This window comes from Polaromonas sp. P1_F8 (assembly GCF_056405635.1).
The window spans coordinates 388,347-415,095 of the sequence record NZ_JBFUBS010000003.1; the positions used below are offsets into that span (position 1 = coordinate 388,347).

At 60.6% G+C, this 26,749-nt stretch carries 30 protein-coding genes; 12 read left to right on the forward strand and 18 right to left on the reverse strand.

The genetic code is table 11. The annotated features are described in order from the left end of the window. Positions 1 to 63: 63 nt before the first annotated feature. Positions 64 to 612, forward strand: a complete 549-nt coding sequence (locus tag AC1D1J_RS13685) for a hypothetical protein (protein WP_477687815.1) — start codon at positions 64 to 66, stop codon at positions 610 to 612. Positions 613 to 780: 168 nt separating this feature from the next. Next, on the forward strand, positions 781 to 1,335 hold the full coding sequence (locus tag AC1D1J_RS13690; RefSeq protein ID WP_477695083.1) for a DUF2242 domain-containing protein: 555 nt from the start codon (positions 781 to 783) through the stop codon (positions 1,333 to 1,335). A 118-nt stretch (positions 1,336 to 1,453) separates the two neighbouring features. Here AC1D1J_RS13690 and trxC read toward each other — a convergent pair whose 3' ends face one another. Then, entirely contained in the window at positions 1,454 to 1,891 is a 438-nt protein-coding gene (trxC, locus tag AC1D1J_RS13695; protein ID WP_477694942.1) for a thioredoxin TrxC, read from the reverse strand. Positions 1,892 to 2,090: 199 nt separating this feature from the next. Here trxC and AC1D1J_RS13700 point away from each other — a divergent pair, with 199 nt between their 5' ends. After that, on the forward strand, positions 2,091 to 2,456 hold the full coding sequence (locus tag AC1D1J_RS13700) for an RcnB family protein (protein WP_477687812.1): 366 nt from the start codon (positions 2,091 to 2,093) through the stop codon (positions 2,454 to 2,456). Between the two features lie 157 nt (positions 2,457 to 2,613). On the opposite strand, the gene AC1D1J_RS13705 is transcribed toward AC1D1J_RS13700, so the two are convergent. The 3 genes from AC1D1J_RS13705 to AC1D1J_RS13715 all read right to left on the reverse strand — a co-directional run bounded on the left by AC1D1J_RS13705 (position 2,614) and on the right by AC1D1J_RS13715 (position 4,560). Continuing rightward, the gene (locus AC1D1J_RS13705) at positions 2,614 to 3,135 is read right to left on the reverse strand and encodes a hypothetical protein (protein WP_457279150.1); all 522 of its coding nucleotides are present in this window, start codon (positions 3,133 to 3,135) and stop codon (positions 2,614 to 2,616) included. 213 nt (positions 3,136 to 3,348) lie between these two features. After that, positions 3,349 to 4,272, reverse strand: coding sequence for a peptidoglycan DD-metalloendopeptidase family protein (locus tag AC1D1J_RS13710; protein WP_477694943.1), 924 nt, complete (start codon positions 4,270 to 4,272; stop codon positions 3,349 to 3,351). Positions 4,273 to 4,344: 72 nt separating this feature from the next. Next, positions 4,345 to 4,560, reverse strand: coding sequence for a hypothetical protein (locus AC1D1J_RS13715; RefSeq protein ID WP_457279148.1), 216 nt, complete (start codon positions 4,558 to 4,560; stop codon positions 4,345 to 4,347). A 258-nt stretch (positions 4,561 to 4,818) separates the two neighbouring features. On the opposite strand from AC1D1J_RS13715, the gene AC1D1J_RS13720 reads away from it, so the two are divergent. Genes AC1D1J_RS13720 through AC1D1J_RS13740 form a run of 5 tightly spaced genes read left to right on the forward strand, consistent with a single transcriptional unit; the run spans position 4,819 to position 6,920 of the window. Beyond that, positions 4,819 to 5,154: an ArsR/SmtB family transcription factor gene (locus AC1D1J_RS13720; RefSeq protein WP_477648908.1), complete on the forward strand. Its 336-nt coding sequence runs from the start codon at positions 4,819 to 4,821 to the stop codon at positions 5,152 to 5,154. Beyond that, positions 5,151 to 5,585: an SRPBCC family protein gene (locus AC1D1J_RS13725; RefSeq protein ID WP_477694944.1), complete on the forward strand. Its 435-nt coding sequence runs from the start codon at positions 5,151 to 5,153 to the stop codon at positions 5,583 to 5,585. The genes AC1D1J_RS13720 and AC1D1J_RS13725 overlap by 4 nt, the downstream gene beginning before the upstream one ends. A gap of 39 nt (positions 5,586 to 5,624) precedes the next feature. Beyond that, entirely contained in the window at positions 5,625 to 6,074 is a 450-nt protein-coding gene (locus AC1D1J_RS13730; RefSeq protein WP_477695084.1) for a DUF1801 domain-containing protein, read from the forward strand. 33 nt (positions 6,075 to 6,107) lie between these two features. After that, positions 6,108 to 6,515: a DUF1801 domain-containing protein gene (locus AC1D1J_RS13735; protein WP_477694945.1), complete on the forward strand. Its 408-nt coding sequence runs from the start codon at positions 6,108 to 6,110 to the stop codon at positions 6,513 to 6,515. A gap of 54 nt (positions 6,516 to 6,569) precedes the next feature. Further along, a complete protein-coding gene (locus AC1D1J_RS13740; protein WP_477694946.1) occupies positions 6,570 to 6,920 on the forward strand; it encodes a DUF2200 domain-containing protein in 351 nt (116 codons plus the stop codon). 30 nt (positions 6,921 to 6,950) lie between these two features. On the opposite strand, the gene AC1D1J_RS13745 is transcribed toward AC1D1J_RS13740, so the two are convergent. Then, positions 6,951 to 7,544 carry a pseudouridine synthase gene (locus tag AC1D1J_RS13745; RefSeq protein ID WP_477694947.1) on the reverse strand — a complete coding sequence of 198 codons (594 nt, stop codon included), beginning with the start codon at positions 7,542 to 7,544 and terminating at the stop codon, positions 6,951 to 6,953. A 50-nt stretch (positions 7,545 to 7,594) separates the two neighbouring features. On the opposite strand from AC1D1J_RS13745, the gene AC1D1J_RS13750 reads away from it, so the two are divergent. Further along, positions 7,595 to 8,317 carry an SOS response-associated peptidase gene (locus AC1D1J_RS13750; RefSeq protein ID WP_477694948.1) on the forward strand — a complete coding sequence of 241 codons (723 nt, stop codon included), beginning with the start codon at positions 7,595 to 7,597 and terminating at the stop codon, positions 8,315 to 8,317. A gap of 121 nt (positions 8,318 to 8,438) precedes the next feature. On the opposite strand, the gene AC1D1J_RS13755 is transcribed toward AC1D1J_RS13750, so the two are convergent. The 6 genes from AC1D1J_RS13755 to AC1D1J_RS13780 form a co-directional block, all read right to left on the reverse strand. Continuing rightward, a complete protein-coding gene (locus AC1D1J_RS13755; protein WP_477687802.1) occupies positions 8,439 to 9,062 on the reverse strand; it encodes a DUF938 domain-containing protein in 624 nt (207 codons plus the stop codon). Between the two features lie 62 nt (positions 9,063 to 9,124). Further along, complete coding sequence (locus tag AC1D1J_RS13760) at positions 9,125 to 10,141, reverse strand: MAE_28990/MAE_18760 family HEPN-like nuclease (protein WP_477694949.1); 1,017 nt, start codon at positions 10,139 to 10,141, stop codon at positions 9,125 to 9,127. Between the two features lie 5 nt (positions 10,142 to 10,146). Continuing rightward, the gene (locus AC1D1J_RS13765) at positions 10,147 to 11,349 is read right to left on the reverse strand and encodes a GmrSD restriction endonuclease domain-containing protein (RefSeq protein WP_477694950.1); all 1,203 of its coding nucleotides are present in this window, start codon (positions 11,347 to 11,349) and stop codon (positions 10,147 to 10,149) included. A gap of 130 nt (positions 11,350 to 11,479) precedes the next feature. Next, positions 11,480 to 12,457, reverse strand: coding sequence for an alpha/beta hydrolase family protein (locus AC1D1J_RS13770; RefSeq protein ID WP_477686631.1), 978 nt, complete (start codon positions 12,455 to 12,457; stop codon positions 11,480 to 11,482). 8 nt (positions 12,458 to 12,465) lie between these two features. Beyond that, complete coding sequence (locus tag AC1D1J_RS13775) at positions 12,466 to 15,294, reverse strand: DUF3857 domain-containing protein (protein WP_477694951.1); 2,829 nt, start codon at positions 15,292 to 15,294, stop codon at positions 12,466 to 12,468. 79 nt (positions 15,295 to 15,373) lie between these two features. Further along, entirely contained in the window at positions 15,374 to 17,221 is a 1,848-nt protein-coding gene (locus AC1D1J_RS13780) for a glutamine--tRNA ligase/YqeY domain fusion protein (RefSeq protein WP_477694952.1), read from the reverse strand. Between the two features lie 130 nt (positions 17,222 to 17,351). Between AC1D1J_RS13780 and AC1D1J_RS13785 the strand changes: the two genes are divergently transcribed. Then, entirely contained in the window at positions 17,352 to 17,747 is a 396-nt protein-coding gene (locus AC1D1J_RS13785; protein ID WP_457279131.1) for a hypothetical protein, read from the forward strand. Between the two features lie 120 nt (positions 17,748 to 17,867). Here AC1D1J_RS13785 and AC1D1J_RS13790 read toward each other — a convergent pair whose 3' ends face one another. The 7 genes from AC1D1J_RS13790 to AC1D1J_RS13820 all read right to left on the reverse strand — a co-directional run bounded on the left by AC1D1J_RS13790 (position 17,868) and on the right by AC1D1J_RS13820 (position 24,264). After that, the gene (locus tag AC1D1J_RS13790; protein ID WP_477694953.1) at positions 17,868 to 18,449 is read right to left on the reverse strand and encodes a DUF3455 domain-containing protein; all 582 of its coding nucleotides are present in this window, start codon (positions 18,447 to 18,449) and stop codon (positions 17,868 to 17,870) included. Positions 18,450 to 18,783: 334 nt separating this feature from the next. After that, a complete protein-coding gene (locus AC1D1J_RS13795) occupies positions 18,784 to 19,374 on the reverse strand; it encodes a DUF3455 domain-containing protein (RefSeq protein WP_477686635.1) in 591 nt (196 codons plus the stop codon). A 328-nt stretch (positions 19,375 to 19,702) separates the two neighbouring features. Continuing rightward, entirely contained in the window at positions 19,703 to 20,257 is a 555-nt protein-coding gene (locus AC1D1J_RS13800) for a DUF3455 domain-containing protein (RefSeq protein ID WP_477694954.1), read from the reverse strand. 349 nt (positions 20,258 to 20,606) lie between these two features. Next, positions 20,607 to 21,278 (reverse strand): DUF924 family protein, encoded by a 672-nt coding sequence (locus AC1D1J_RS13805; RefSeq protein WP_477694955.1) that lies wholly within the window; start codon positions 21,276 to 21,278, stop codon positions 20,607 to 20,609. 18 nt (positions 21,279 to 21,296) lie between these two features. Beyond that, positions 21,297 to 22,457, reverse strand: a complete 1,161-nt coding sequence (locus tag AC1D1J_RS13810; RefSeq protein WP_477695085.1) for a branched-chain amino acid ABC transporter substrate-binding protein — start codon at positions 22,455 to 22,457, stop codon at positions 21,297 to 21,299. Positions 22,458 to 22,692: 235 nt separating this feature from the next. Then, positions 22,693 to 23,718, reverse strand: coding sequence for an alpha/beta hydrolase family protein (locus tag AC1D1J_RS13815; RefSeq protein WP_477694956.1), 1,026 nt, complete (start codon positions 23,716 to 23,718; stop codon positions 22,693 to 22,695). 135 nt (positions 23,719 to 23,853) lie between these two features. Then, positions 23,854 to 24,264: a DUF2306 domain-containing protein gene (locus tag AC1D1J_RS13820; RefSeq protein WP_477694957.1), complete on the reverse strand. Its 411-nt coding sequence runs from the start codon at positions 24,262 to 24,264 to the stop codon at positions 23,854 to 23,856. A 392-nt stretch (positions 24,265 to 24,656) separates the two neighbouring features. Here AC1D1J_RS13820 and AC1D1J_RS13825 point away from each other — a divergent pair, with 392 nt between their 5' ends. Together AC1D1J_RS13825 and AC1D1J_RS13830 are read left to right on the forward strand one after the other, a co-directional pair. After that, positions 24,657 to 25,490, forward strand: coding sequence for an undecaprenyl-diphosphate phosphatase (locus AC1D1J_RS13825; RefSeq protein ID WP_477694958.1), 834 nt, complete (start codon positions 24,657 to 24,659; stop codon positions 25,488 to 25,490). Between the two features lie 44 nt (positions 25,491 to 25,534). Continuing rightward, complete coding sequence (locus tag AC1D1J_RS13830) at positions 25,535 to 26,740, forward strand: dienelactone hydrolase family protein (protein ID WP_457279123.1); 1,206 nt, start codon at positions 25,535 to 25,537, stop codon at positions 26,738 to 26,740. Positions 26,741 to 26,749 lie beyond the last annotated feature (9 nt).

The window sequence follows — 26,749 nt, forward strand, 5'->3', positions numbered from 1 at the left end:
GGCGCTGGCCGCGATGCCGGATATGCTTTGGGGCTGGAGCAGAGGTGCAACAAGGGTTAAATCATGAATGCAGTGACCGGAAAGTGGATCAAGTGGGGCGTGCTGGCGGTATTGGCGGTGTTGGTGTGCCTGGTTGCTGCCCTTGGCGCCTTGAGCCTTGACCGCCTGGAATCGTATTACTACTACCTGCGCGACGACTCGCCGGGGGTGACGATGCGTTATGCCCAGCTCTCCGGTCAGATGGATGAAGCCGCCGTGCGCAAGCATTTCGGGGATGTTTTCCTGATCTGCTACAACGAGCGGAGCGGGCCTGCCGGTACCGACCGGCTTTGTCATGCGGCTGTGGACAAAGCCGACGGGGAATCCGCCATGATGCTTGTGGCCTTTTTCAGCAAGGGCCGCCTGACTTCCACCGTGGTGCATGTTCCCTGGTGGGTGCACGGCAGGTGGCTTGATCGCGTGGTAGGGCAGTACGGAAAAGCCAACCGCTCAAATTCTACGTTTCTGGGCTGGACCTTACCCAATGGCACGCTCTACTACAACCGCGACCGGAGCCTCAATCCGCTGGAATGGAACTCTCTCTTCTGGTCTGCGAACGAGGACGGGAAATAGCGGGTTGGTTTGCGCCGTGCCCGCCTGCCTCGCGAACGATTTGCTACAACTGCGACGCACCCGATGCGTGAGCCGGTGCCTCTAACGGAGGTATTGGAGGTATCGTGACACGTTGTGCATGAGACACCTCTTACCTCTGTGGATACCTCTGTGGAAACTTCCCTTTTGATGCAACTCTGGAAATCCTGCCGACTCCCCGCCGTGCTGCTGGCAGCATGCGGCCTGTTGCCCCTGCTGACAGGCTGCGTCACCGGCGCCAAAGCATTTCCGCTGCAGGAAAAGTTTGCCTCCACCCAGACCTATTCGCGCCTGTTTGACGCCACCCCGGCACGGACCTGCGAGGCCTCGCGGCGTGCGTTGCTGAGCCAGGGCTACATCATCAACATGGCCAGCGCCGAACTGGTGGAAGGGCAAAAAGCCTTCCAGCCCGAGCCCGAGGCGCACCTGCAAATGGTGGTTCGCGTGGTGTGCGCCCCCGAGACGCCCGATGGAAAGGTAAGCCTGGGTTTTGTCACGGCCCTGCAGGACAGCTACGCCATGAAAAAAACCAACAACTCCGCCAGCCTGGGTGTGGGCGCCATTGGCTCCGTCTCGCTGCCCTTCACGTCGAGCAATGAGTCCATGGTCAAGGTGGGCAGTGAAACCATCACGGCCGATGACTTTTACGACCGCTTTTTTGACCTGGTGAGGCGCTACCTGGTGGCGGACGCCGCGCTCGACTGATTGAGCGCAGTGAACGCGCCCCGGCGCGGGCGCGCAGAAAAATTATTGAAAAAAGTGCCGGCAGGCTAATACAGTCGGGCGCAAGCAGCTATGAAAAGCATAGCGCCGGCTGATGGTCTCAGCGCAAATTGCCCTGCACCCAGCGCACGATGTCGGCCGCGCCCATGGCGCCGGCCTGGCGCGCCACTTCACGGCCGCCCTTGAATAACGCCAGCGTGGGAATGCTGCGGATGTTGAAACGCGCACCCAGGTTGGGCACCGCTTCGGTGTCGACCTTGGCTACGCGTACCTGCGGCTCCAGCTGCGCTGCCGCTTGCTCGTAGGCCGGCGCCATTTGCCGGCACGGCCCGCACCACGGCGCCCAGAAGTCCACCAGCACCGGAATCTGGTTGCGGCTGATGTGTTTGTCAAACGCGGCTTCGTCCAGCGCGGTGGAATGCGCGGTAAACAGCGCCTTCTTGCAGCTGCCGCAAGTTGGCTCGCTGCCCAGCTGGTCGGCGCGCACGCGGTTGGTGGTGTGGCAGTGCGGGCAGACGATGTGGAGAGGGTCGGTCATCAGGCGCAACTGGGGGCCGTGGCCGGCATTTCAAGCGCGGCGGTGGTGGCGGCCCTACCCCGGCGGAGGTCGCCTGGCCGGGTGGCCGCGTTAAATCCGTGCAAACGCCGGGTAAAGCGCGGTGAACAGGCGCTTTTCCTACGCGTGCCGGCCTCTTGCGGGCGAACAATCAAGTTTCACTACAAAGAGAAGGATCCATATGAAAACCAGAACCTTGATGACCGCTCTGGCGGTAGCGTCCCTCGCTTTCAGCGGGCTGGCAATGGCCAAGGGGAAGGATGGCGACCACGGCCGCGGCCATGGCCACAAAAAAGCCAAACACCACCATGCCGGCCCGCCACCGCATTCCCAGGCCGGCGGGCGTGGTGCGGGCCCCGATCACAACTTCTACCGCGGTGGCCGCCTGCCGGCGCAATACCGCGACCGGGGCTATTGGGTAGACGACTGGCGCGGCCACCGGCTGAGCGCGCCGCCTCCCGGCTATCACTGGGTGCAAACCGGCGGTGACTATGTGCTGGTCGCCAACAACACCGGCATTATTTTCCAGATCTATCTGGGCCAGTAGTCAGTAGCCAGTAGCCGGCAAATTCCGCGCACGAAAAAGCCGCCTGCAAGGGCGGCTTTTTCTTTGGGATCAAATGCACTGCTTCAATACGCTACTGATTTGATAGCTGCTTGCGCCCGTCAGTAAAGGGCTATGGCCCCCTTTTATTCAGGAATGCTCAGGCAGCCTTGGCGGTGCGGCGCTGGCTGAAAGCCGTTTTGCGCTTGGCGGTGCTGGCCTGGTCGCCGGCAATTTTGCTGGCGAGCTGGGCGGTTTTTTGCTCGATCTGCGCGGCGAGTTTGCTCAGTGCCAGGGCGCCCGGTGCGGTGGCCTGGGCCAGCGTGTTCAGGGTGGTCACGCCGGTTTTTTCTTCAAACAGGCTGGCATTGGCGGCAGCACGCTCCACGCCGCTCTCCAGAACCTTGACCAGCTGGCTCACCACTTGCTGTGCGCCGTTGGTCGTCAGCATCAGGCCCTTGGTGTAGTACACGCTGAAGGCCAGTTGTGCCGCCGTGGCGTTTTTGGCCGTTTCGGCCGTCAGCTCGGTGCGCGACTGTTTCAGGGCGCGGTTCCAGCGCTGCTCCAGCAGGATGACTGCGCGCTCGCCGCCGGCGCGGTAGGCGTTGATCACGTGGCGGGCGGTGTTGCCGGAAGATTCGATGAGGTCGGTTGCAACGGTAGACAGGTTTTTGGCGGTCATGATGTTTCCTTCAAAGGGGTTGAACAATGATTCATCATCAATGTTTTCCCTAGTGAGTGCGACCTACCGGGCTAGAGGGGCCCGTCCAGATTCGGTTACAGCCGGTTTTGGTGTGGAGGTGCTACGTTTTTAATAGCTGCTTGCGCCCGTACTTATTGGGTTCTGGCCACTTTTTTCATTAAATAGCCTGCCCTGGCCTCCCACTACCCACCGCTACTCGCCGCCTGCCCGGGCACCCAGAAACAGCGCCGGGTCCACCATGGCGCGGTTCAGCATCACGCCCCAGTGCAGGTGCGGCCCCGTGACGCGGCCTGTGGCGCCCACGGCGCCCAGGCGCTCGCCCGTCTTCAGTGTGTCGCCAATGGCCACGCCAATCGCGCTCAGGTGGCACATCATGCTCAGCAAGCCGCCGCCGTGGTCCAGCCACACCGTGTTGCCGTTGAAGAAATAGTCGCCCGTGTCAATGACGCGGGCGGGCAGCGGCGCCACCACTGGCGTGCCCGTGGCGGCGGCGATGTCCATGCCGCTGTGCGGGTTGCGCGACTGCCCGTTGAAGACGCGGCGCAGCCCGAACGAGCTGGAGCGGCGCCCCGGCACCGGCACCTGCATGCGCAGCGGCGTTTGCGGCAAAGGCTCACTAAAGGTGGCCATCACCGCTTCCTGGTGTGCCCGCTCGCGCTCGTAGCGCGCCTGGTCTTCGGGCGACAAATCCACCGTGCCGGGTGCTACTTTCAGGCGTTGCTCAAGGTAGTGCTTGGGCGCCACCGTGTAGGCAAGCTGCTGCTGGCTGCCGTCAGGGGCCAGCACCGAGATGCTCGCCTCGCCGGGCTCTGCAGACAGCGCAATGCCTACCAGCGCTGTCCACCCCGCAGGGTCACCGAGCACCAGCAAGGGCACGCCGCCGGCCTGCGCCACGGGCCGCACTGCCGCCGGGCCCAGCGGCAGCCGGGCAATGCCGCCGGGAACCTGCGACGCGGTGGGCCAGGCGCCCGAGGGCGCCGGTGCCGCGGCAAGGCATGAGGCAGGCAAGGCCAGCATGCTGGCGCCCGCCAGCAAGACCGAGCGGCGGGTGAATGGCGAAGCAGGTGAAGAGGGCAAGGACGGCAGGGAGATGGTGTGTGAATGGCTGGCGGACATGGACCCGATTATTGCGGCTCTGTGGCAGCGCTGGCGCCACGAAGCCGCAATGACGAACGACGCCTGCGGCGCTTACTGCGTGAGCGTGATTTTTCCTTTGCTCACGTAGTCGTCAAACTGGATGCGCGGAATCGCCGTGACGGCGGCAACACCGTCGCCGGCGTCCCAGCTGAGCGTGGCGCTGTCAGGCTCCAGCGCGACTTCCACGCGCACGCGCGGGATCTCGATGGGCGTACCGTCACCCGGTGTGTAAGTCACGTCACCGGTAATCATGGCGAACTGGGGCATGGCTATCTCCTGGAAGGGGTCGTTATGTGCGCCTCCAACGGCGGCGCTTGAAACCCATTTGGCACGCATCGCAAGCGTTTGTCTGTCAGAGAAAGGCGGCATTGTTGAATGGCGGCGTTCATGAACTGCCTTCCATGATGGCAACGGGTTGTCACGTTCAGGTCACGCTGAGGTTGACGGGGCTGAATCCCCGGGGCCTTCACTTTCTGGATGCAGGGCGGGTTGACAAACCAATAACCATATGGTTATGATTTCGGCATGCAAACAGTTTCCAACGAGGTTGCCAACGAAGTTTTCAAAGCCCTGGCCGACCCGACACGCCGGGCGATCTTTGAGCGCCTGGCCCAGGACGGGGCGCAAACCGTGCGTGCGCTGACGGACCGTGCGGGCGTGTCGCAGCCGGCGGTGTCCAAGCACCTGCGCATCCTGAAACAGGCAAAGCTGGTTGACGACAGGCGTGAGGGCCGCGAAACGCATTACAGCGCCCAGCCGCTGGCGCTCTCCGTCCTGCGCGACTGGGTGAGCTTTTATGGCGCCTTCTGGAACGACCGCATAGATCACCTCGAATCACTTTTGAAAAGGATGGACCAATGAGCAACACCGCAACCCTTAACACCACCACTGCTTCCACTGAAACGCGCGCCGTCGTCGTCGAGCGCGAGATTCCTTACCCGCCCGAAAAAATCTGGCGCGCCCTCACGCAGCCGCACCTGATCGAAGAGTGGCTCATGAAGAACGACTTCAAGCCCGTCATGGACCAGCGTTTCAGCCTGCGCGCAGACTGGGGCGCTGTCGAATGCCAGGTGCTGGCCATTGAGCCCGACAAAACACTGTCTTACACCTGGGCCGCCTATGGCCTTGAAAGCGTCGTCACCTGGACGCTTACCCCCACAAGCACGGGCACACACCTGCGCATGGAGCAATCGGGCTTCCGGCTGGACCAGGAGCAGGCCTACCAGGGCGCCAAACACGGCTGGCCGCAATTCTTTGCCAAGCTGGAAGAGGTTCTGGCGCGGGCAGGTTGACTGCCCGGATCTTCGACACAAGGCATTGAAATGAATGCAATGGCCAAAAAGAAGCCCGATGCGACCAGGGGGCCGGCAAAGGCAGGCAAGCCGGCCTTGCTCGCTGGCGGCAACCCGCAGATCCCCAAAGGCGAGGGCGACGCGCCTGTACAGGCTTACATCGCAGCCATGCCGGGGTGGAAGCGCGACATCGGGCAACGCCTTGACGCGCTCATCGTGCGCACCGTTCCCGGTGTGCACAAGGCTGTCAAATGGAACTCACCCTTCTACGGTGTGGCGGACCAAGGCTGGTTCCTCAGCGTCCATTGCTTCACGAAGTACGTCAAGGTGGCATTTTTTTGCGGCACGTCGCTGCGGCCTGTTCCGCCGGGTGAATCCAAGAGCCAAGACACGCGCTACCTCGACATCCATGAAGATGACCCCTTCGACGAAGCGCAGCTCACCGACTGGGTGAAACAGGCCAGCCAGTTGCCCGGCGAAAAGATGTGAACGAACACCACGCATGAAGAATGGAGCAACAACGTGAACAAAACCAAGAGCGCGCCGGTTGAAGCAAAAGAATCAGGCTCAGCTTCTGAGTTGATAGACGCAAAGATCAAAGGCCTCGATGACTGGCGCGGCGAGACGCTCGCCCGCGTCCGGGCCATCGTCACACAGGCCGTTCCCAATGTGGTCGAGGAATGGAAGTGGAGCGTTCCCGTCTGGTCTAAAGATGGCATCCTCTGCACCGGCGAGACCTACAAGAAGGCCGTGAAGCTGACCTTCCCCAAAGGCGCAAAGATGGAAGACCCTTCAAGCCTTTTCAACTCAAGCCTCGAAGGCAACACCCGCCGCGCCATTGACTTTCATGAGGGCGACAAGATCGATGAGAAAGCGCTGAAGGCGCTGATACGCGAAGCCGCGGCGCTGAACAAGCCCAAGGCCAAATAGCGGGGTTCAGCCCAGGGTGGCGCTAGCGCTGAAGACAGCCCGCAAGGAATGATCATGCCCCAACACAAGATTTTCACGATGGCGTTTGCCAAGGTCTACCCGATGCTGGTTCAAAAAGCCGAACGCAAAGGCCGCACCAAAGAAGAAGTCGACCAGATCATTTGCTGGCTGACCGGTTATGACCAAAAGGGGCTGAACAAACAAATCAAGCTGCAAAACGATTTCGAAACTTTCTTCGCCCAGGCCCCAGCCATGCATCCGAACGTGTCGCTGATCAAAGGTGTGGTCTGCGGTGTTCGCGTAGAAGAGGTCGAAGACCCGCTGATGCAAAAAATCCGCTGGCTGGACAAGCTGATTGATGAGCTGGCCAAAGGAAAGGCGATGGAGAAGATCCTGCGGCAGTAACTACTGTGGCGTGTTGCCCTATTCCGCCTTCTATTCCGCTTGCTCTTGCGCCTCACGCCAGAGGCCCTGCGCCAGGCCCTGCAGCGCATAGGGGCCGATGGAAGCGCGAATCAGGCGCAATGTCGGAAAGCCCACGGCAGCCGTCATGCGCCGTACTTGCCGGTTGCGCCCTTCGCGAATGCCAAGTTCCAGCCACGTGGTCGGAATGGCCTTGCGTACACGAACGGGCGGCTCGCGCTCCCACAGGCCCGGTGGTGTGTCAATCAGCCGCGCGTTGGCGGGGCGCGTCATGCCGTCGTTGAGTTGCACGCCCTGGCGCAGGGCATCCACCGCAGTTTCGTCGGGCACACCTTCAACCTGCACCCAGTAAATCTTTTCCATCTTGAAGCGCGGGTCACTGATGCGCGCCTGCAGCGCGCCGTCGCTCGTCAGCAGGAGCAGGCCCTCGCTGTCGGCATCCAGCCGGCCGGCCACATACACCTCCGGCACGGCAATAAAGTCCTTGAGCCCGCGCCAGCGGCCCTCAGGCGTGAACTGGCTCAGCACGCCGTAGGGCTTGTTAAAGCAGATCAGGCGCGGCGGCATGCCGGTTGCGGTGGGCGGAGGGAAGCTGGGGCTGGGCATGGGTGTCATTGGACCATGCCCTGGTAGCGCCACTGCGATAGCATCGCCGCATGAGTACCCAATACGAGAGCATCAAAACCGCCACGCTTTATACCGATGCCTTCGGCGTGGCCGCCCCGGATTCGCCCGTGGAACGCAATGTATGGCCGCGCAAGCCGGGTGTTTTTATCCGCGCGATAAAACTCGATGAAGCCGAAGAAGCTGAGGAAGCGGAAGAGGTTCAAGAGGCCACAGACGCTGAAAAGCCCGCGCGTGCGCTGCTTTCGCATGAACTGGTGGCCGGGCAGTTTGGCCTGGTGCCGCGCTGGGTCAAGTCGGCGTCAGACGCTAAGCTGCGTTCGACCAAGCTGGTCAATGCCCGCTCGGAAACCGTCACCACGTCCAGCAACTTCCGCGATGCGTGGCTGGCCGGGCAGCGCTGCATCGTGCCCATGATGGCCTTCATGGAGGAGGACTGGCGCAGCGGCAAGGCCGTGCCCACCCGCATTGCCCGGGTCGATGGCCAACCCATGGGTGTGGCGGGCCTGTGGGAGAGCTGGACAGGCGCGGATGGCGAAGTCATCGTCAGCTACGCACTCCTTACAGTGAATGCCAACAGCCACGCCCTGATGAGCCGGTACCAACAGCCCGGCAACGAAAAACGCATGTTGGCGATCCTGAACGAGGGCGCCTACGATGCCTGGCTCAGCGCCCGCACGGAAAAGGCCAAGGAGTTCATGCGGGCCTATCCTGCTAATTGGTTGACCGCCAACCCGGTTGAGAAAAGCCGCTGATCGCCACGCTAATCGGGTTAGAACGAGAATTTTACGGAAATGATGCTGCAGCCCTTGATGAACAAGCGCGAGCAGCTATAAAAATAATAGCGGGCTCAGCTTGCTGCCGAGGAGTGCGCAGTTAATGTTTTGCCGACTGCTGTGATTTTCCCCAGACCAGCAGCAGGTTGTTGGCCGGCATGGCGTGCCGGGCTTGCAGCTGCAGGCCGGCGCGCGCGGCTTCCTGCTCTACATCTTCCCTGCGCCTGATGCCCCAGGACGGGTCTTGCGCGCGCAGGCTTTGGTCGAAGTTGAGGTTGCCTTCAGACGTCGGCACGCCGTCTTCCAGATACGGCCCGTAAGTCACCAGTACACCGCCCGGCGCCAAGTGGCGTGCGCTGCCCTGCATCAGCGCAGCGCAAGTCGCCCAAGGCGAGATGTGCAGCATGTTGGCGCAGTAGATCAGGTCGAATTGTTCAGTGCCCGGCAACCACTCGGGTGCCATCACGTCGAGCACTAGGGGAGGGCGCACATTGCGCAAGCCCCGCTCGGCTATGTAGGCTGCAATGGAGTCCATCGAGGCAGGCATCGCATCGGTGGGCTGCCATGTCCATTGCGGAAGGGCAGTGGCAAACCAGGTGACGTGCTGGCCAGTGCCTGAGGCGATTTCCAGTGCGCTGCCATGCGCAGGTAAGACTTCGCGCAGCACCTCGAGGATGGGCTGCTTGTTGCGGTCTGCGGCGGGGCTGAAGTTGGGAAGAGACATTGGAGAACTGAATTCAAAGTAAGCATCGCGCGCTGTGGTTATGCGTGGTTGGTGCTTCTGTACTAAAGCATCGTCCGCAAAGGAAAGAGGATACGAAATACCTTTCCACTCGGTGGTGGAACTACTGACAGACGTACGCCCACTAACTCGAGGTTTCCGGGATTTGCAGAACTTAACGAATTACCTTCTATCTCTATGCTTTCGATCTCTCCAAGTAGCAAGTCATTGTCAGATTGAATAATGATTTGATCGGTGATAGAGAGTACTTCAGTGTTTGATTGCAAAATCAAAACGCGCTTTGCTTTATAACTTTTGTCGAATCTTCCGATGGGAACGCAGTTGTGCGATCTCAAGAGATTATTCAGTATCAGATCTCTGATTCCGCGCCCTAACAGCTCTAAAAAATCTGCTAACTCAATCAGCGAAGACAGTCCTAATAGATCGCCTTCGGCCGTTCCGTGCGCGACTTCATTTCGGCGCTGCACAAACTCAGAGAGATATGATTCGAGCGTGTATTCTGTTCCATCCAGAAAATCTTGTAGATAACGCCGTTTTGCTAAGAAGCCATCTGCGTTTTGCAATTTCACATCATGTAAAAGTGAAACTAAATCTTTGAGCCTCAGATTATTTAAATTTGAATAGAAAACCTCGGGAATGAGAGGTTCCTTGACTCTGCCTCTGGCGGTCTTCAACGTAGACCACAATAATTTCTCAACGCCTATTGACTCCAGTCGTTTCTGAGAAAAATACTGAAGGCAAAACCCCGCACGCATCCGGTATCCCTCTCGAATAGCCTCGAGCTCTTTAACTGAGAGGATCGAATATGACGTGGTTGCAAGAAAGCGCAACCAAATATCGACCATCGAAAATACATATGCTTCATAGGTGGCATATAGCCTCGTCAATGCGCCTGAATAGTCGAAGTATCGAGAGTATTCATTTCGTTCAACGATCGTGATGCCGAGTTGATCATCTGAGGGAAGAGATATCGTGCGGCTCCGCACCCATTCATTTAGATGAAAAAGTGATTTGGCCTGGCGAAGCCCCTTCTGAAAACCGATGAAACTAGCTTGGATCATTGGACTTAAGCGTATTGCTCAAGGATCCCACGGACAAGTTCAATACGGGCTTGCACGTCAGCCTTAGTATTCCCACGACCAGTTAGTAGGCTCCTCTCTTGGTCACTTTGAAAGGCCGATTGCAGTGCGTCGACTATCGACTCACTGTGACTGATGAGGTCCGCGGGATTATCTATAAATTCCACGAGGGCTACTAGTACCGCATCTGCCAATGCTTTCTGCTTAGCTTTTTTCCATGTTCCAGTTTTTGGATCGAAGGGGCGAAAAAGCTTGTCTCCGAATATGTTCTGCGCTAGCGTTATCGCTCGAAGATAGAGGTTCTTTAAGAATGCCAACTCCGACCTATCAAACTTGCGTGCGCGAAACATATAAGTATCTAAAAAGGCTCGCATACCGCTTCGGTAGTGATTTGCGTGGCGAAGAGCGAAAAATCTTAGGATTACCTCCACATCGCCCATTTCGCTGTAAAGCCGATCAGTCAGAAGGTATTCAGGGGTATCTTCTTCTTCGATCTTCTCGAAATTGGGTAGTCCCCATGCTTCGCGGTGAATGCTTTGCCGAGAGAGGTCAAGCAGCATGTCATTAAATGAACTTGCATATAGTGCATTTCTTATTTCTTGCGCACTTAGTTTGACGCCCCCAGTGTTTAAGCGCTCGAAGACTAACTGCTTCAATTGAAATGCCTCCTCCTCATCACGGGAGGACTCGTTTAGAACGGTTACCCACGATATTGAGCGCCTATCAATTCCCGCTTTTATTGTTTCAGGAAGCTTCGAGTACGTGCGACCGTTCAACTCTGGCCATCGATCAAGTCCCTTTAGAACCAACTCGTTGCTATAGAAGGAGCGAATGGCTGTTATACGCTGTTGGCCATCCATGACTTCATACTTGTCAGGCTCAGTTTCGTAAACAAATAAGGGCGGGATAGGAATGTTGATCAGGATTGACTCGATCAACTGTGACTGCCTCCGGGGATCCCAGCGATTTCTCCTTTGATAGAACGGCCGTGTTTCCATGTATCCAGGTCGTTTAAGCGCATCGGCAAAATTACGCAATTTCTCGCGATTTGTCTCTGTAACTATCCGATCCGCCCGCGACGCGTACTTTTCTTCAATATCGGAATCAAAGAGAGATGCTGCTTGTATTTTTGGCTCGCTGATCCACATTGCATCTTCTGATGATATGGATGGACCGTATATTGCTTTCATGCTTTATTTTCCTCAGAAGTCTGTTGCTGCTGGTCGAACTGTTATTTGCGAAGCGGATTAACGTGACATGCAGTGTTACGGGCATTTTGACTATAGATATTACGTCCATCTTTGAGCAGTAATGTTTACCTCAACCCTTAAGCCCCTTGCCCGCCCGAGCCACCATCTCCTCCGTCCCCAGATCCTTCGCACACCACCCCGCCACAATGCGCGACGAATTCGACAGCCCATGCGCATCCGGCCCACTCCCTTCACCTTGCAAAACCTGCACCGAAATCTGCGCCTTTTGCAAGGCGTCGGCCATCACGGTTTGAGAGGCCCAGAAAACGTTTTTATCGTTGGGGTTGCCCAGCACGAACACGCGCAGTTTGGGGTTGACCTTGTCTTTGGCGACAAATTTCCACGGCTCGTAGGAGTCGGCGTAGTTGGTGGTGTCTTTGGTGCGGCCCATCATTTCCCAGCGTATGCGGGGAGAGGAGGGTGCTGAGGTGGGGATGGCGCAAACAATGTCCGAGCGTTCGGTGATTAATGACGAGGTGACGTGGCCGCCGCCGCTTTGTCCGGCGATGACCCATTCTTCTACGCCGTAGCGCTTCTTGATCTCGTCTAACGCGGCCGAGATGATGAGTGATTCGTCAATGCGCCTGCGCTGCATGTGGTCGCCTGATGAGCCGTGGGTGCCCGGGCGGCCCATGTAGATGTAGGGCATGCCGAGTGTTTTGGCCCAACCGTCGGCGAAGTTTTGTAACTGGGCATTGGTCAAGTCCAGGTAGTTTTTGCTGGTCTTGCCTACGCCTACAAAGACATCTCCATGAAAGAACACGATGGCGCGTTTGACGGGCTGGTCGCCAAAGCCGGCCTTCCAGTATTTGAGGCATTCAGCGCCCGAGCTGGCCGTGGCGGCCCAGACGGTATTGGCGGCGGCTGCGCATTGCGCCTGTGTGGCCTTGACACCATGCAGGATGGCCGATTCTGAAAAATCGCCTGTGTCGCTAAATTCGAAACGGCCGAACTGGGCATGACCGGTGGCCGGTACCAGCAGGGATGCCGCCCATCCCGTCATCACCAGAAAATTCCGGAGGCGCTTGGGATAGGGCGATGGGAGCATATGTGGGCCTAGGGCTTGGCGACACCCATCTGTTGCAGCTCCAGGCCCGCTGCGACGTGCTCGATGTAGAGGAGGACGCCTTTTTCGCGGGCCTTGTTGAAAAACTCGGCGGCTTTTGTCTTGTCGCCCTGGGCATAGTAGTTTTGGCCAACATAGAAGTAGCCCTCCACAAGAGCCATGTCGCGCTCGTCGCCCTTTTTGCTGTCGAGTGTGGCCAGGGCTTGTTCGGGCGTCATCAGGCCGTGCAGCATGGCAAGGGCGGGGCGGGGCCAGTCACCGCCAGGCTTGGCTCTGGCAAGCGCTTGTTGTGCGGCGTCCGGCGTGATGCCCAGCCGCTTTTGTGTCCATACGCGCCACAGCTCTGCATAAAGTGCGGCGTCGGCATCAGCCTGTTTGGACTGGCTTGCTTTGGCAAAGTCTTCCGCCGCTGCCGCAAGCTGGCCACCGTAGAAACGCGCATGGCCGCGCCGGTACATCACATGGTCGCTTTCGTCACCCAGTGAAATGGCCTTGCTGTAGTCGGCAACGCTGCGGGTGTAGTCGCGCAGGCCAAAGTACACATTGCCGCGGCAGGCATAGGCGCGTGCAGAGTTGGGGCTGCCCTTGATGGCAAGCTGCGCATCTTTCAGGGCTTCTTCGGGTTTGCCGAGGTCGGTGAGTGCTTCGGCGCGTTCGCACAGGGCATCTGCCAGGTCGTCGCCGCTCAGCCGGCCGCTGTCGATGCCTTTGCCGACCTTGCCGATGCGGTCGTTCAGGCGGTCTTCAATCGTCTTGCGCAGGGTCTTTGTGCCCAGGCCCAGCAGGCCGGATGACTTGATGTCGTCTTTACGCACTACCGCAATGGGGTAAAAAATCTCGCCGGTGCGGCGCAGAGCGGCCGCATAGGCAGGCACGCGTGAGGCCTCGACCTGGGTTTGCAATACGGCCAGCTCGATGGTGGTCGATGCCCGGTTACCGCGGAAGCTGGCGGAGACCTGGTAGTCAAAGGCGTCGTCGCGCACGGAGCGCGTGATGGGGTCACTCACCACAGACACCTCAGGCGGAAATTCAATCTCGACCGAGTAGCGATTTTTTCGCGGCAGGACTTCCATGGACAGCGGCTGGGTGCGATTGACCGACGGCGGCATGACCACCATGCCTGCCATGTTGCTGGCGCTGTAGCGCACCGCCCACTCGCTGCCAGCCGGGATGGCCAGGTTGGGAACGGTGTACTGGGTTTTGACGGTTACAACATTATTGATGGTGTCGTCGAGCACCTGGAGCGGCGCAGAAAAACGGATGCCCGGGTAGCGCCGCTCATACGCTTCGCGGAACACCTTGTCGCGCTGCTCCGTCGTCCAGGCAGCCAGCTGGATGCGGCGCACTTCCGCGCTGTAGCCCGACCAGAGGTGTTGGCTCTCGAGCGTGCCGTCGCCGCCAAATTTCGGCAGGGTGATTTTTTCGGTGAGTTCGTTGCGGGAGATCGCGGCGTAATCAGCTGACTTGATGCGGGTGAAGCTGCTGTTACCGGGTTGAACAACGAGTACCTCTGAGCCTTCATGCGGCTGGCCCAGTGCGTCCAGCCGTCCGGTTTGGCCGATCAGGGTGGGGTCGAGAAAGTAGGTTTTTCCTTCCACTTCCGCGCGCACGATGGCGTGGTCGAAAGCGTAAGGTGAAGGCAGCTTCTTCGAAAGCCCGTCGCGCACGCGGGTGGACACCAGCACGGGTTGCGCCTTGATGCCCAGCGCGCGCAGCATTTCGATCAGCATGAATGACTTGTCCTTGCAGTCGCCATAGCGGCGCTGCAGGGTGAGCGCGGGTTGCGTGGGGCGGTGCGAACTTTCACCCAGGGACACCGAGAAATAACGGATTTCGTTCTGCACCCATTGCAGTGCACCGGAGACGCGCTCGTCCATGGTGGGCTTGGTGCCCAGCGTTTGCACGACCTGCATGATTTCAGGAGGCAAGGGTGCGTTGCTACGGAACAGCTGATCAGCCCAGTCCGACACCTCGGCCCAGCTCTGGAACTCCGAGAACCGCATGGAGCGGCCCACATAAAAACTGGCAGGAACCGACGCTTCAAAGTCCACGGCCGGCAGCGCGAGTTGTTCCCAACGGAGTTTTTTCATCGCACCGCTGACTGACTCGACAGGCTTTGGATAGTCCTTGTTCAGGTCGCCCAAAAAGAGCGCATTGATCTTGCGCGCGGAAGGGTGGTTAAGCGTGACGCGGCGCCGTTCAACGGGGCCGCCCTGGTCCCAACTGGCGTAGTCAATAAACCGGTTGCCCATGACGGGGTTGGACCCGGTGATGGAGGAAGCCATTTCCAGTACGTCGCCGACGCGCAGGTCGTCAACCAGGATGGATGCGGTGGTTTCGCCGTTATAGGCGCCCATGTCGAGGCCGGTTTCCTGCTGAAGGAAGCGGATTTCGGCCGTGGCGAGCTTGTCAAGGACCTGGCCTGCGCGGTGAATGCGCAGGATATGGAGCTTGGCTCTCTGGTATTCGGGGTTGAAGGACACCTGCATCGTGCCCAGCGACTGCAACGGGGCATTGGTGTTGGCCAGCCAGGCCCGGTGTACAAAGCTGGTAGGTTGTGCGGCCACCATGAACTGCGTGTCCGCCAGTATGGTTACCACTGGTGCCTTGCTTTGCGTGGCGGGCAGGTTGGTGATGGGTTCGACCCAACTGGGCAGGGCCGCCTGGCGCTCGAATTTGTCGGATGAAATCCGTACTTCCTTGACGCCTTCGTTCGGACCCTGGGTAGCAGGCGCCGGCTGGGACTGCGCGGCCAGTGCGCACAGACCGAGCGTGCCCATCAACATCGTGCTGCGCACGGCATGCAACCAGATTTTCAAAATATTCTCCCTCGTAATTCGAATTGTTTTGTGGACGCTTTTTGGGGCTTCGTTGGCGCTGCGTCTTTCGGGTTGCCAGTTATTTGGCCCAGTTGTCCTTCATGCCCGTGACCCGATTGAATACGGCTTTACTGGCAGAGTGATCCACCAGGTCAGTCACAAAGTACCCATGCCGCTCAAACTGAAAGCGCGTGCCGGCAGGCACATTGGTCAATGACGGCTCAACATAGGCCGTTACCGACTTGAGGCTGTCGGGATTCAACTCATCGTGGAAATCCTTGTCGCCGGTGCCGGGGTGTTCGGTGGTGAAGAGGCGGTCATAAAGGCGCACTTCGGCCTGCACCGCGTCGTTCACGCCCACCCAGGTGATCACGCCCTTGACCTTGATGGCGTCGGAGCCGGGGGTGCCGCTCTTGGTGTCGGGGATCAGGGTGGCGTGCACTTCGGTGACCTTGCCGCTGGCGTCTTTCACCGCGCCTGTGCATTCAATGACGTGGCCGTACTTGAGGCGCACCTTGCTGCCGGCAATGGCTTGCTTGCTCGCGTTGATGTGCGGCGGGAAAAGGCGGAAGAAACCTTTGGGGGGAGTTTCTTCGTAGTCGGTGCGCTCAATCCAGACTTCCTTGCCGATCTTGAACTGGCGCTTGCCCATGTCTTCATGGTGTGGGTGTACAGGCGCCGAACAATCGTCGAGCTTGCCTGCGCCCATGACTTCGTCCCAGTTGGTCAGCACGAGCTTGACGGGGTCAAGCACGGCCATGGCGCGCGGAGCGATCGGGTCCAGCGTGTCGCGCAGCGAGCCTTCGAGCGTGCTGTAGTCGATCCAGCTGTCGCTCTTGGTCACGCCTATGCGTTCGGCAAACAGTTGCAGTGACTCGGGCGTGTAGCCGCGGCGGCGCAGGCCGACTATTGTTGGCATGCGCGGGTCGTCCCAGCCGCTCACGCGCTTTTCCGTCACCAGCTGCGCGAGCTTGCGTTTGCTGGTGAGCACGTAGGTGAGGTTCAGGCGGGCAAATTCGTACTGGCGCGGGTGCGGTGTGGCAATGAGTTTGCCTTCGGCCAAACGGTCGAGCAGCCAGTCATAAAACGGGCGCTGGTCTTCAAACTCGAGCGTGCAAATGCTGTGGGTGATTTGCTCAAGTGCGTCTTCGACCGGGTGGGCAAAGGTGTACATGGGGTAAATGCACCATTTGTCGCCCGTGTTGTGGTGGTGTGCGCGGCGAATGCGGTAGATGGCCGGGTCGCGCATGTTGATGTTGGGCGAGGCCATGTCGATCTTGGCGCGCAGCACGGCGGCGCCGTCGGGCAGCTTGCCGTCTCGCATCTCGCGAAAGCGCGCCAGGTTTTCAGCGGGTGTGCGGCCGCGAAAGGGGCTGTTGGTGCCGGGGTGGCCGAAGTCGCCGCGGTTGTGGCGCATTTCGTCGGCGGTTTGTTCGTCAACGTAGGCGTTGCCGCTTTCAATCAAATATTCAGCCGCGCGGTACATGAAGTCGAAGTAGTCGCTGGCCTGGTAGGGTGTGTCGCCGCCCTTGCCGTTGCCGATCTGCGCCCAGTCATAGCCCAGCCACTTGACGGCTTCGATGATGCTGTCGACGTATTCGGTGTCTTCTTTTTCGGGGTTGGTGTCGTCAAAGCGCAGGTGGCACACGCCGCCGTAATCACGCGCCAGGCCGAAGTTCAGGCAAATGCTCTTGGCATGGCCCACATGTAAGTAACCATTGGGTTCGGGCGGAAAGCGCAGGCGCACTTTAGCCGGGTCGGGCTGGCCTCCAGCATGGTGGGCGGCGTCCCCGGGGCTGCCGCCCCAGCGGCGGCTGGCATAAGTGCCTTCGGCCAGGTCTTTTTCGATGATCTGGCGCAGGAAGTTGCTGGGCTTGTGGGCTTCTTTGTCGGCGGGGGCTGCTTTGGAGGGGACGGGGGTGGTCATTGAGTGATTTTAGGGGTTAGCCGAAAGGGTTACGTTTGGCTACGCTCTTCACTGTGCATGCGGTACGCCGTTACGGGGGTGGCGCGTTTAATAAGCACATGGGCATTTCCTGCCCTGTTAAGGAGATCATATGAAGACAGCATTCAAGGCAAACCGCTCCGTCGCCATGGCTGGTGCCGCAGCCGCATTGGCCCTGGCCGCCTTCGGCTTTGCCGGTGCAGCCCAGGCCCGCGACAACGTGACCTTTTCTGTAGGGGTTGCCGCCCCAGGTGTGCAGGTCGGCGTGACAAACGCCTACCCGGTGTACCAGCAGCCTGTTTATGTGCAGCCGGCACCTGTGTATTACCAGCCTGCGCCGGTGTACTACCAGCCGCGCCCTGTGTACGTCAGGCCTGCACCGGTGTATTACGCACCGCAGCCGGTGTACTACGGCCCCAGGCACGGCGGCTACTATGGTCCGCGCCCGGTGTATTACCAGGGGCATGGCCACGGCCGCGGACATGGTCACGGCCACGGATATCGCTAAGAATCGTTAAGGGGTTTTGAAAGGCATCCTGCCGGTCAATCACGCCCCAAAACCCTCAAACAAAAAGCCCGCTTCGTGCGGGCTTTTTGTTGGGCGCTGAAAGGTTGGTGGGTTGCAGTACTAGGCGGCCGGGCGCCAAAAAACATAGTCGGCCTCGTAAGGCACCGACACCCGCATGCCCAGGCTGGCGGAGGTGCATGGGGTGGCCGACACAACCCCGCCCGCTGTTCTGCGGCTCTGGATGTAGCTGACGCTGGCGAGGGCACCCGGGGTGTCTGAAGGGCTCACCATGGCCCGCTGCAGCGGTAGGCTGCTGCGGTCGGTGAACACTTCGACCAGTTCCCGCGCGGCGACTTTGGAGCCGTCGCTGTGCACCCAGCGTGAGCGCAAACCCGGGTAGTACATGACGGTCTGGCCATAACTGTCTTGCAGCCGCAGCCCGGGCGTCTGGAGCAGCCAGGCGTATTCATAGGGCGCACGTTTGATGGCCTGGCATTCGTACAGGAGGTCGCCCTTGCCCTGCGCTTCCAGCACGGCCTGGTGGCCCGCCGGCACGCGTATGGCTTCAGGCAGGGCCTGCTGGGCGTTGTAGGGGTTGGGCAGGCGTACGCTGCAGGCGCCAAGCACCCCCACTGCGCCGGTGACCATGAGCACGCTTCGCAGCAGGGCGAAGCAGGGAGCGCGAGAGGCTTTGGTGTTCACGGCAGGTTCCAGGTGAGGAGCGATGGTCTCAGGCACAGTAAAACACAATAAGCCAGGCCTGCTGTAGGACGCTGAAGAGAATGGGTGCGGGCAAAGGTCGGCAGGTTTCACCGGGTGGGATGATGGCGCATTGAGGCGTGCAGCCGGTATTCCATGCCGGTGCCAATGCCGGTAGCGTGATGCAGCTCCATCCCAGTGCCAAATCTGGCTGTAGCCCAATAAGAACCAGCGCGAGCAGCTATAAATTCAGTAGCAGGTTGGATTCTGCCCACGCCAGAAAAAAAGCCCGCAGACCAGGGGCCTGCGGGCTTTTGGGTTCCATTGCCACTCTGCTTCAAGAGGCTTTCCAGAAAATATAGTCGGCCTGGTAAGACGTTGTCAGCTTGTCGCCGAGGTCGGATTGCGTGCAGGCCTTGCTCAGGTCTTGCCCGCCCTTGGTCTTGATGCGCTGGATGTAGGTGATGTTTTGCAGGACGCCAGGCGTGGCGCCCGATGCACCTGTGGAAAGCTGGTTCGGCAGGTTGGTGGCGCCTATGCGGGGCGCCAGCGCCACCTGCGTGCCGACCACGCTGGAGCCGTCGATGTGTGTCCAGGTGGCGGGCGGGCCGGAATATTTCACGACGGTTTTGCCGGTGCGGTCCAGCAGGTCAGCCTCGGGCCTCACGAGAACCCAGCCGATGGTGCCGGCCGTGTCCGCGTTGGCCTTGCACTCGTAATGAAGCAGGCCGCTGGCGGTGGTCTCAAGCGCCACAACATGCCCGGGCGGCACCTTGACCGATGTATCCAACGGGTCCTGCGTGTATTCCTTGGGAAGCGGCGCGACGCCGGAGCAGGCGGTGATCAGCGCGGCAGTGCCGGTGACCATGGCCAGCGTGACGGCAACGCTCTTGCTGTAGGCCCAAAAGGTGTTGTGTGTGCTTTTCATGAAGGCTCCTCGGGTTGTTGTTTTGCCTGCTTGCCAGTAAAGCCCGCTGAAATGTAAACATCTGTAGGACGCCGCGCAGCCTCATTGCCAGCGCCTTGCCGGACCGTTTGCGGGCAAATGCGACAGCTCAGGCGGCAAGTCAAAAAGACAGTCAGGCAACCAGCCAAAGCGGCAGGCCAACCGCCCGTAAAAAAGCCCGCAGCGCCGGCCTTGCGGCGAGCCTGCGGGCGTAAGACCAGCCCCGCCTGACTTCAGAGCTGGCAGCTCACCCTGAGGAGATGCGGGTGAAGGATATCGGGCGCGGGAGGCTGTAGGAACCTCCCCATGCTTACATCGCCTTGTAGAAGATGTAGCCGGCCTGGTACTTCACGACCTGTTTGGCTCCCATGTTGCCGGCGGCGCAGGGCATGGCGGGTGCAACGCCGCCCTGGGTGTCCACGCGCTGGATGTAGGTCACGCCACTCATGGCGCCGCTGCCCATGGCCGGGTTGCCCTTGACGAGTTGCAAAGGGATGTTGCCCATGCCCCCGGGGGCGACCGCGATTTGCGTCGCCGTCAGTTTGGAGCCGTCCATGCTTTCCCAGGTGGCCGGCGGGCCGTAGTATTTGCCGACCTGCTTGCCGCTGCGGTCGCTGAGCTTCGCGTCGGGGCCGACAAAGACCCATTCAAACTGGCCGGCCATGTCTTTTTTGGCGTTGCACTGGTAGGTGATGTCGCCCACGCCGACGGTCTCCATCGCGACCTTGTTGCCAGCCGGCACCTGCACGGCCGCCGGCAGGCCGGCCTGCGAGTACGTGGGCATCATGGGCGACATGCTGCCGCAGGCGGCGAGCAGAGACACGAGCAGAACTGAAGCTGAGGCGGTGGCTGTGCGTAAAGTCATTTTTGAACTCCTGGGTTTTTGTGAACCGGCCAGGCTGGCCGGCATGTACCGGACGTCCGCCCTTGTTGTTGGCGATGTGGCGCGGGACGTCCCGTTGCTAGTACGGCGTAGCCGAGGCTATGGATTCAAAAGCAGGAAAGATGAGGCCTACTGTTGCTTGCTATCAAATTAGTAGCTGCTTTCGCAAGTTCCACTTGGGCTGGAGGCCGATTTGATGCATAACTTCCGCAGAGCCGGTTCTTCGGCGTATTCACCAGCGGGGGCCGCGGAACCGGCTTTGCCGGGCCGCAGGCGCCGCCCCCTGAGGGGGGAACGGGCTACACGAAGTGAGCCTGGACAGGGGGGAACCTTACTGCCCGAAGCGCGGGCCCTTGAGGAGAAAGTCGGCTTCCTCGGGCGTATCGGTACGCCCCAGCGCCGCGTTGCGGTAGGGGAAGCGGCCGAAGCGGGCGATGATGTCCCGGTGCTGGTGGGCGAAGTCAAGATTGCCGCGCAGGCGCTGCTTGAGTGAATCGGGCGCGTCGTCCACCAGCCGGGTGAAGCGCGCCACGCATTCATCCTGCAGCGCCAGGCTTTCGGCATGCATCAGCGGCATGTACAAAAAGACGCGCCCGGCCCAGGGCAGCTGCAGGTCGGTTTGGGCGGCCAGCGCCTCCAGTACCAGTTGCTGGGCTCGCGCGTCGCCGGCAAAGGCCTTGCCGGAGCCGCGAAAGACATTGCGTGTGAACTGGTCCAAAAGGATGACCAGCGCCAGGCGGTGAAGGGGCGGTTGCACCCAGCCTTGCAGGCCGCCGTCCACGGCTGCCTCGACCTCAAGGCCGAAGCGCGTGCGGATGTCTTCGTCGAGTTCGGCGCCGCCGCCAAACCAGCGTTTGCCAAGGTCTTGCGTGGGCCAGTCTTTTTCGACGCCGTCGCCCAGCCAGAAGTCCAGGACTTCGGCGGGCGTGGCGTGGTGGCGGGAAGGCGCCGCGCCGGAAGATGCGCCAGGGAATGCGCCAGGGAGTGAAGTGGGCTCGGTCATGACGACCGAAAGCTTAGCCTACCAGCGGTCGGAGCGCAGCTGCAGGTCCCAAACACCCTTGCGGATCGAGTAAACGCCGACCACGCCGTAACGCTGCTCGCCCACCGAGTCCCACTTCATGGAGCCGGTAATCGGCGCGTAGCCGTCAAAGGTGCGCAGGGTTTCGGTGATCTTTTCAGGTTTGACCGAGTTGGCGCGCCGCATGGCGCCGGCCAGGATGTACATCGCGTCGTAGGTGTAGTGGCCGCCGTAAGCCGGCTCCCTTTTGAAGGTGTCCTGGTACTTGCTCAGGAAGGCCTTGCCGTTGACGAACTCTTTGGCGTCCAGGATGGGCGAAGTAGCGTAGATGCCCTTGACTGTGTCGCTGCCCTTGAGCATGTCGGTCGTCTTGATGGTGTCGCCGCCCAGGATGCTGATCTGCTGGTTGTAGTCGATCTTCTTGAGGGCTTCAATCAGCGCGAGGATCTGGAAGTCGCCTTGCGTGGACACGACCACTTCGACGTTGCCGTCCTTGATCTTGCCGGCCAGCTCGTCAAACTTGGTGGTCTTGTCGTCGGACGAATAGGTGACCACTACTGCCTTGCCGGCTTTCTTCAGCTCGACGGCCGCACCGGCGGCCAGGCCCTTGCCGTAGGTGGTGCCGTCATCGACGATGGCGAACTTGCTGGCGCTGAGCTGGTTGGCGGCGAAGGAGCCGATCGCGCGGGCCTGCAGGTTGTCGTTGGCCACCAGGCGGAAGGTGGTGGCCAGGCCCAGCTCGGTGAACTTGGGGTTGGTCGAGATGGCCAGCTGGGGAATGTTTTTGGCGGCATAGACCGGTGCGGCCGGGATGCTGACGCCCGAATTGAGGTTGCCGATCACGGCGACCACGCCGGCATCGACGAGCTGCTGCGCGACTTCCACACCGGTTTTCGGATCAGACCGGTCGTCCATGGCCACGATTTCAATCTTGACCGTCTTGCCCTTGATCTGGAAGCCCTCCTTGTTGATCTCGTCCACGGCCATCTTCACGCCGTTGTGCAAGTCCTGGCCGAGCGCGGCGAGGTTCCCCGACAGCGGTTGGGCAACGCCGATCTTGATGGTGTCTGGCGGGTTGTCACAGCCCGAGAGCAGGGCACTGGCTACGGCAATGGCGGTCAGGCCGACCAGGGTATGACGGCGGGAAGTGAAGCTGTTCATCGTGAGAACCTTGGTGGTAATGTTGGTGTAACTGAATGTATATTTCACCTTCATGAAGCGGTAGTAGGGTTCACCCATCAGCGAATGAATGTACGAGTAGATAAGTTTTACTAATGGTTCTTATTGGTTCGTTTTTGACTCAAAAATGCACCTGAAACGTTCATTTTTGGTTCACTTCGATGCGTGACCGCCAGGCGTGCCTGTGGCCAGCCTTCACAAACCCATCGCCGGGAATTTAAGGAAGCAGGTGCCTGCGCAGGAAGCTGCTGATCTTCTGGTCTACGGCGGGAAGCTCGCTGCGGTCAAAGCCGGGCGGGTCCAGCAGCAGGTCTTTGGCCAGCGCCGACATGGCATCGGCCGGAGGCGGCGGCGACAGCAGCGCACCGTGGCCGCCGGTGGGCAGGTCAGCCAGGTGTTCGCAGCGCTTGCAGGCCTGCAGCACCACGTCGCTGTGAAAACGTGGCACCAGCCAGCGGTCTTGCCGGGCGGTCACCAGCCCGAGCGGCACGGGGGGTGCGGCGAGCGAAGCCATGTCGAAATCGGCGGCCAGCGGAACGCCGGCAACCACGGCGCGAATGCGCGGATCGGTGTGGGTTTGCCAGCCTGCGTCGCTGAATCTTTGGCGGATCACTGCCAGCGCCACCGTTTTTTTCAGGCCGTCCAGCACGCCGCCCGAGAGCCGCGTGGTCAGCCCGACGCAGGTGTGAAAGTCCTCGGCAATGTTGGCCTCGCAATGCCGGGCCAGCAGCGCCGGGGACCAGCGGCCGCCGGCGAGCGTCAGGGCGGTGTGTCCGCCGGCCGACATGCCGTACATGCCGACCTTGTCCAGCGACAGCAGCGGTGCCAGGCGCTGGTCACGCGCTACCGCGTCAATGGCGCGGGACACTTCGGCGGGCCGCAGCTTCCAGCTGTCGGGTCCGGGAGTGGACGGGTCCCTGGCGTTGTCGCCGCGGTGCAGGGGAAACGCGACCACGAAGCCGTCTTCGACCAGGCGGCGTGCCAGGTCGGTGTAGGTCCAGGGCGAGCCGCCCGAGCCGTGCGAGATCACCACCAGGCGCGTATTGCCGCGCACCGGCTGGCCACCGCGATCAAGTTTGAGGGAATAGGAGCCGAACTGGGCCTGCCGGTCTTCACCGGCGGAAGGGTAAAAAACGCTGATGGGGCCATCGTCCTGCAGGCCGGGCAGTTCGGTGAAACCCATGCCGGCCTGCACGCAGGTGGCGGCGAGCAGCAACAGGCCGCTCAGGACATAACGGTGCATGGGTGGTCCTTCTTTTTCTGGGCGCCCGGGTGGGGCATTGTGTGCGTCTGAGGATTTTCACCGGACTCCGTGCACGGACCGCCCTGCCACGGGCTCGTCAAAAAATGCTACAGCTTTTCCGGGCGATGTGGAAAGTCACAGCAGGCCGAGCTGCGTCCACAGCATCTTGCCCAGGTAGCGGTCGGGCATCAGCGTGAACACGCCAGCCACCAGGCATGCGCCAATGTAGAGGGACTGCATGGCGCGGCGGTGGCCTGCAATGTTGCCGCGGCTCAAATGCCAGAACGCGCCGCTCAGGCTGAGCAGTGTGAAGGGCACCAGCAGGTGGATAGGTGTGTAGCCGTCGATATTGGGGTAGTCATAGTCGCGGATGAAAACTGCCGTCGCGGCGGTGACCAGCATCATCGTCACGAAGGCATAACCAAAAGCCCGGTGCAGCTTGGGCCGCTGCAAGCGCCCCTTGCGCGCCCATAGCGCGACCGGCCCGATGACGATGGCGGTGCTGGCGGCAAACAGGTGAATGGCGATCAGCGGTGTCAGTTGCATGGCGGCGGTGGCGAACGATGCAGGTAACGAATTGTATGAATAAACATTCACCCCTGTCCAGGCTCACTGCGTGTAGCCTGTTCTCCCCTTGCAGGGGACGGCGCCTGGGGCCGGCGAAGCCGGACCCTCGGCCCCCACTGGTGAATACCGCCCGCTGGTTACACCACTGAATTCTTCAACCCAGCAGGAGCCGCGGAACCGGCTTCGCCGGGCCGCAGGCGCCGTCCCCTGCAAGGGGGGAAAAGGGCTACACGCAGCGAGCCCGATAGGGGTGTGTCAGTTTTCAGGCCGCAGGCGGGCGGCCCCTCGGGGGGTAGGGAGCTACACGCAGTGAGCGACCGTGGGGGCCATGTTCGGCGGCGATAATCGCGGCAACCTTTTTTGGAGACCGCGTGGATATTGCACTGTTGATCAAAGCCGCCGTCATGGGCATCGTCGAGGGCCTGACTGAATTCCTGCCGATCTCCTCGACAGGGCACCTGATATTGGCCGGCGCTCTGCTGGGATTTGACGATGAAAAAGCCAAGGTGTTTGACATCGCGATCCAGACCGGCGCCATTTTTGCGGTGATCCTCGTGTACTGGCAGAAGATCCGCGCCACAGCCGTAGCCCTGCCGACCGAGAAACAGGCGCAACAGTTTGTGCTGAATGTGCTGGTGGCATTTGTGCCCGCCGTGGTGCTGGGCCTGCTGTTCGGCAAGGCCATCAAGGCCCATCTTTTCACGCCGGTGGTGGTGGCCAGCACCTTCATCATCGGCGGCTTCATCATCCTCTGGGCCGAAAAGCGCCAGCAAAAGAACACCGCGACTGCGCGCATCCAGGAGGTGGAGGACATGACCGTGATGGACGCGGTGAAGGTCGGCCTGGTGCAATGCCTGGCGATGATTCCCGGCACCAGCCGAAGCGGTGCGACCATCATCGGCGGCATGCTGCTGGGGCTGTCGCGCAAGGCCGCGACCGACTTCTCGTTTTTCCTGGCCATGCCGACGCTGATTGGCGCCGGCGCCTACAGCCTGTACAAGGAGCGGGCGCTGCTGTCTGCTGCCGACATGCCCATGTTCGCGGTAGGCCTGGTGTTTTCGTTTTTCAGCGCCTGGCTTTGCGTGCGCTGGCTGCTGCGCTACATCTCGACCAACAGCTTTGTGCCGTTTGCCTGGTACCGCATCGCGTTCGGCATTGTGGTGCTGGCCACGGCATGGAGCGGGCTGGTGGTTTGGGCGGCGTAAACAACTGAGCGTCCGGTAAAAGAGACGCAGAGGAGGGGACTGCCATGACCTGGCTTCGTTATTTTTCTGTTCTTCTTTTTGGCTTTCTGCTGGCACAGCTGTCGCATGCGAGTGGCCCGGTATTTATCCCGTCGCAGGACGGCAAGCTGCAGATTCCCGGCTACTGGTTCGACACCGGCGACAAGGATCCGCGGCCCGTCATCATCGGCCTGCATGGCTGTGGCGGCGGGCTCGACAGCAAAGGCAATTTTGCCGAGCGGCTCTTCCGCTATGGCGGGTACTTCAACGCGGAGCGCATGCATTTCCTCGCGCTGGACAGCTTCACCCCGCGTGGCCAGAAATCGATTTGCGAGACGCCCAACAAGCTTCGCACCATCCACGAAAGCGACCGCCGCGAGGACGTGTTCGCCGCCATCGACTGGCTGGTGAAGCAGCCGTCCGTGGATGCTTCGCGCATTGTGGTCCTGGGCTGGTCGCATGGCGCGCAGACAGTGCTCAGCACCATCGACGCCACAGACAAATTCGTGCAGGCACAGAAGGTGCAGCCGCGCGCAGCCGTGGCTTTTTACCCTGGCTGCCTGCTGAACAACAGGATGTGGAACTATGAAGTCCATGTGCCGCTTTTGATCATGATCGGCGAGCTTGACGACTGGACACTGGCCCCGGAATGCGTCACCCTGCATGGGCGCCTGCAAAAGAACAAAGCCAATGCGCCGGTGGAACTGACGGTTTACCCCGGCAGCTACCACGGCTTTGACGGCCCCGGGCCTGTCAAGCAAATGGAAGGCCTGGGCAACACCAAAACCGGCAAGGCCACGGTGGGCGGCAACCCCGCAGCGCGGGAAGCATCGCATGCGCGCATGTTCGAGTTTCTCTCGGCGCAATTGGGCCAGCCTTTGCTGTTGTCGCACGCCCAGCGCTTCAAAGGGCATCACTACGTGGTGCCGCCTGCCTCCGGCTTTGCGGCGGCCGATGACACGGCGGCCGTGCCGCTCAGCGACGCCGGCAAGGCGCGTTATGCCCACTTCCGTACCTTGCCGTCCCCCAAAGCCTTTGCCGTGACGGAAAAGGGCGGCTGGTACTTCAACGCTGGCGAGCCCGAAGCGATCGCGACGACCTTCCAGCAGTGTGCGAGGGCAAAATCAAGGTGCTGGCTGTATGCGGTAGACGATCAGGTGGTGTGGCAGCCCGATGCGGCGGCGCGAGCGGGTGAAGCGGGCCTGAAACGCGTGAGTGCGCCAGCCCGTTGAGCGATGCGT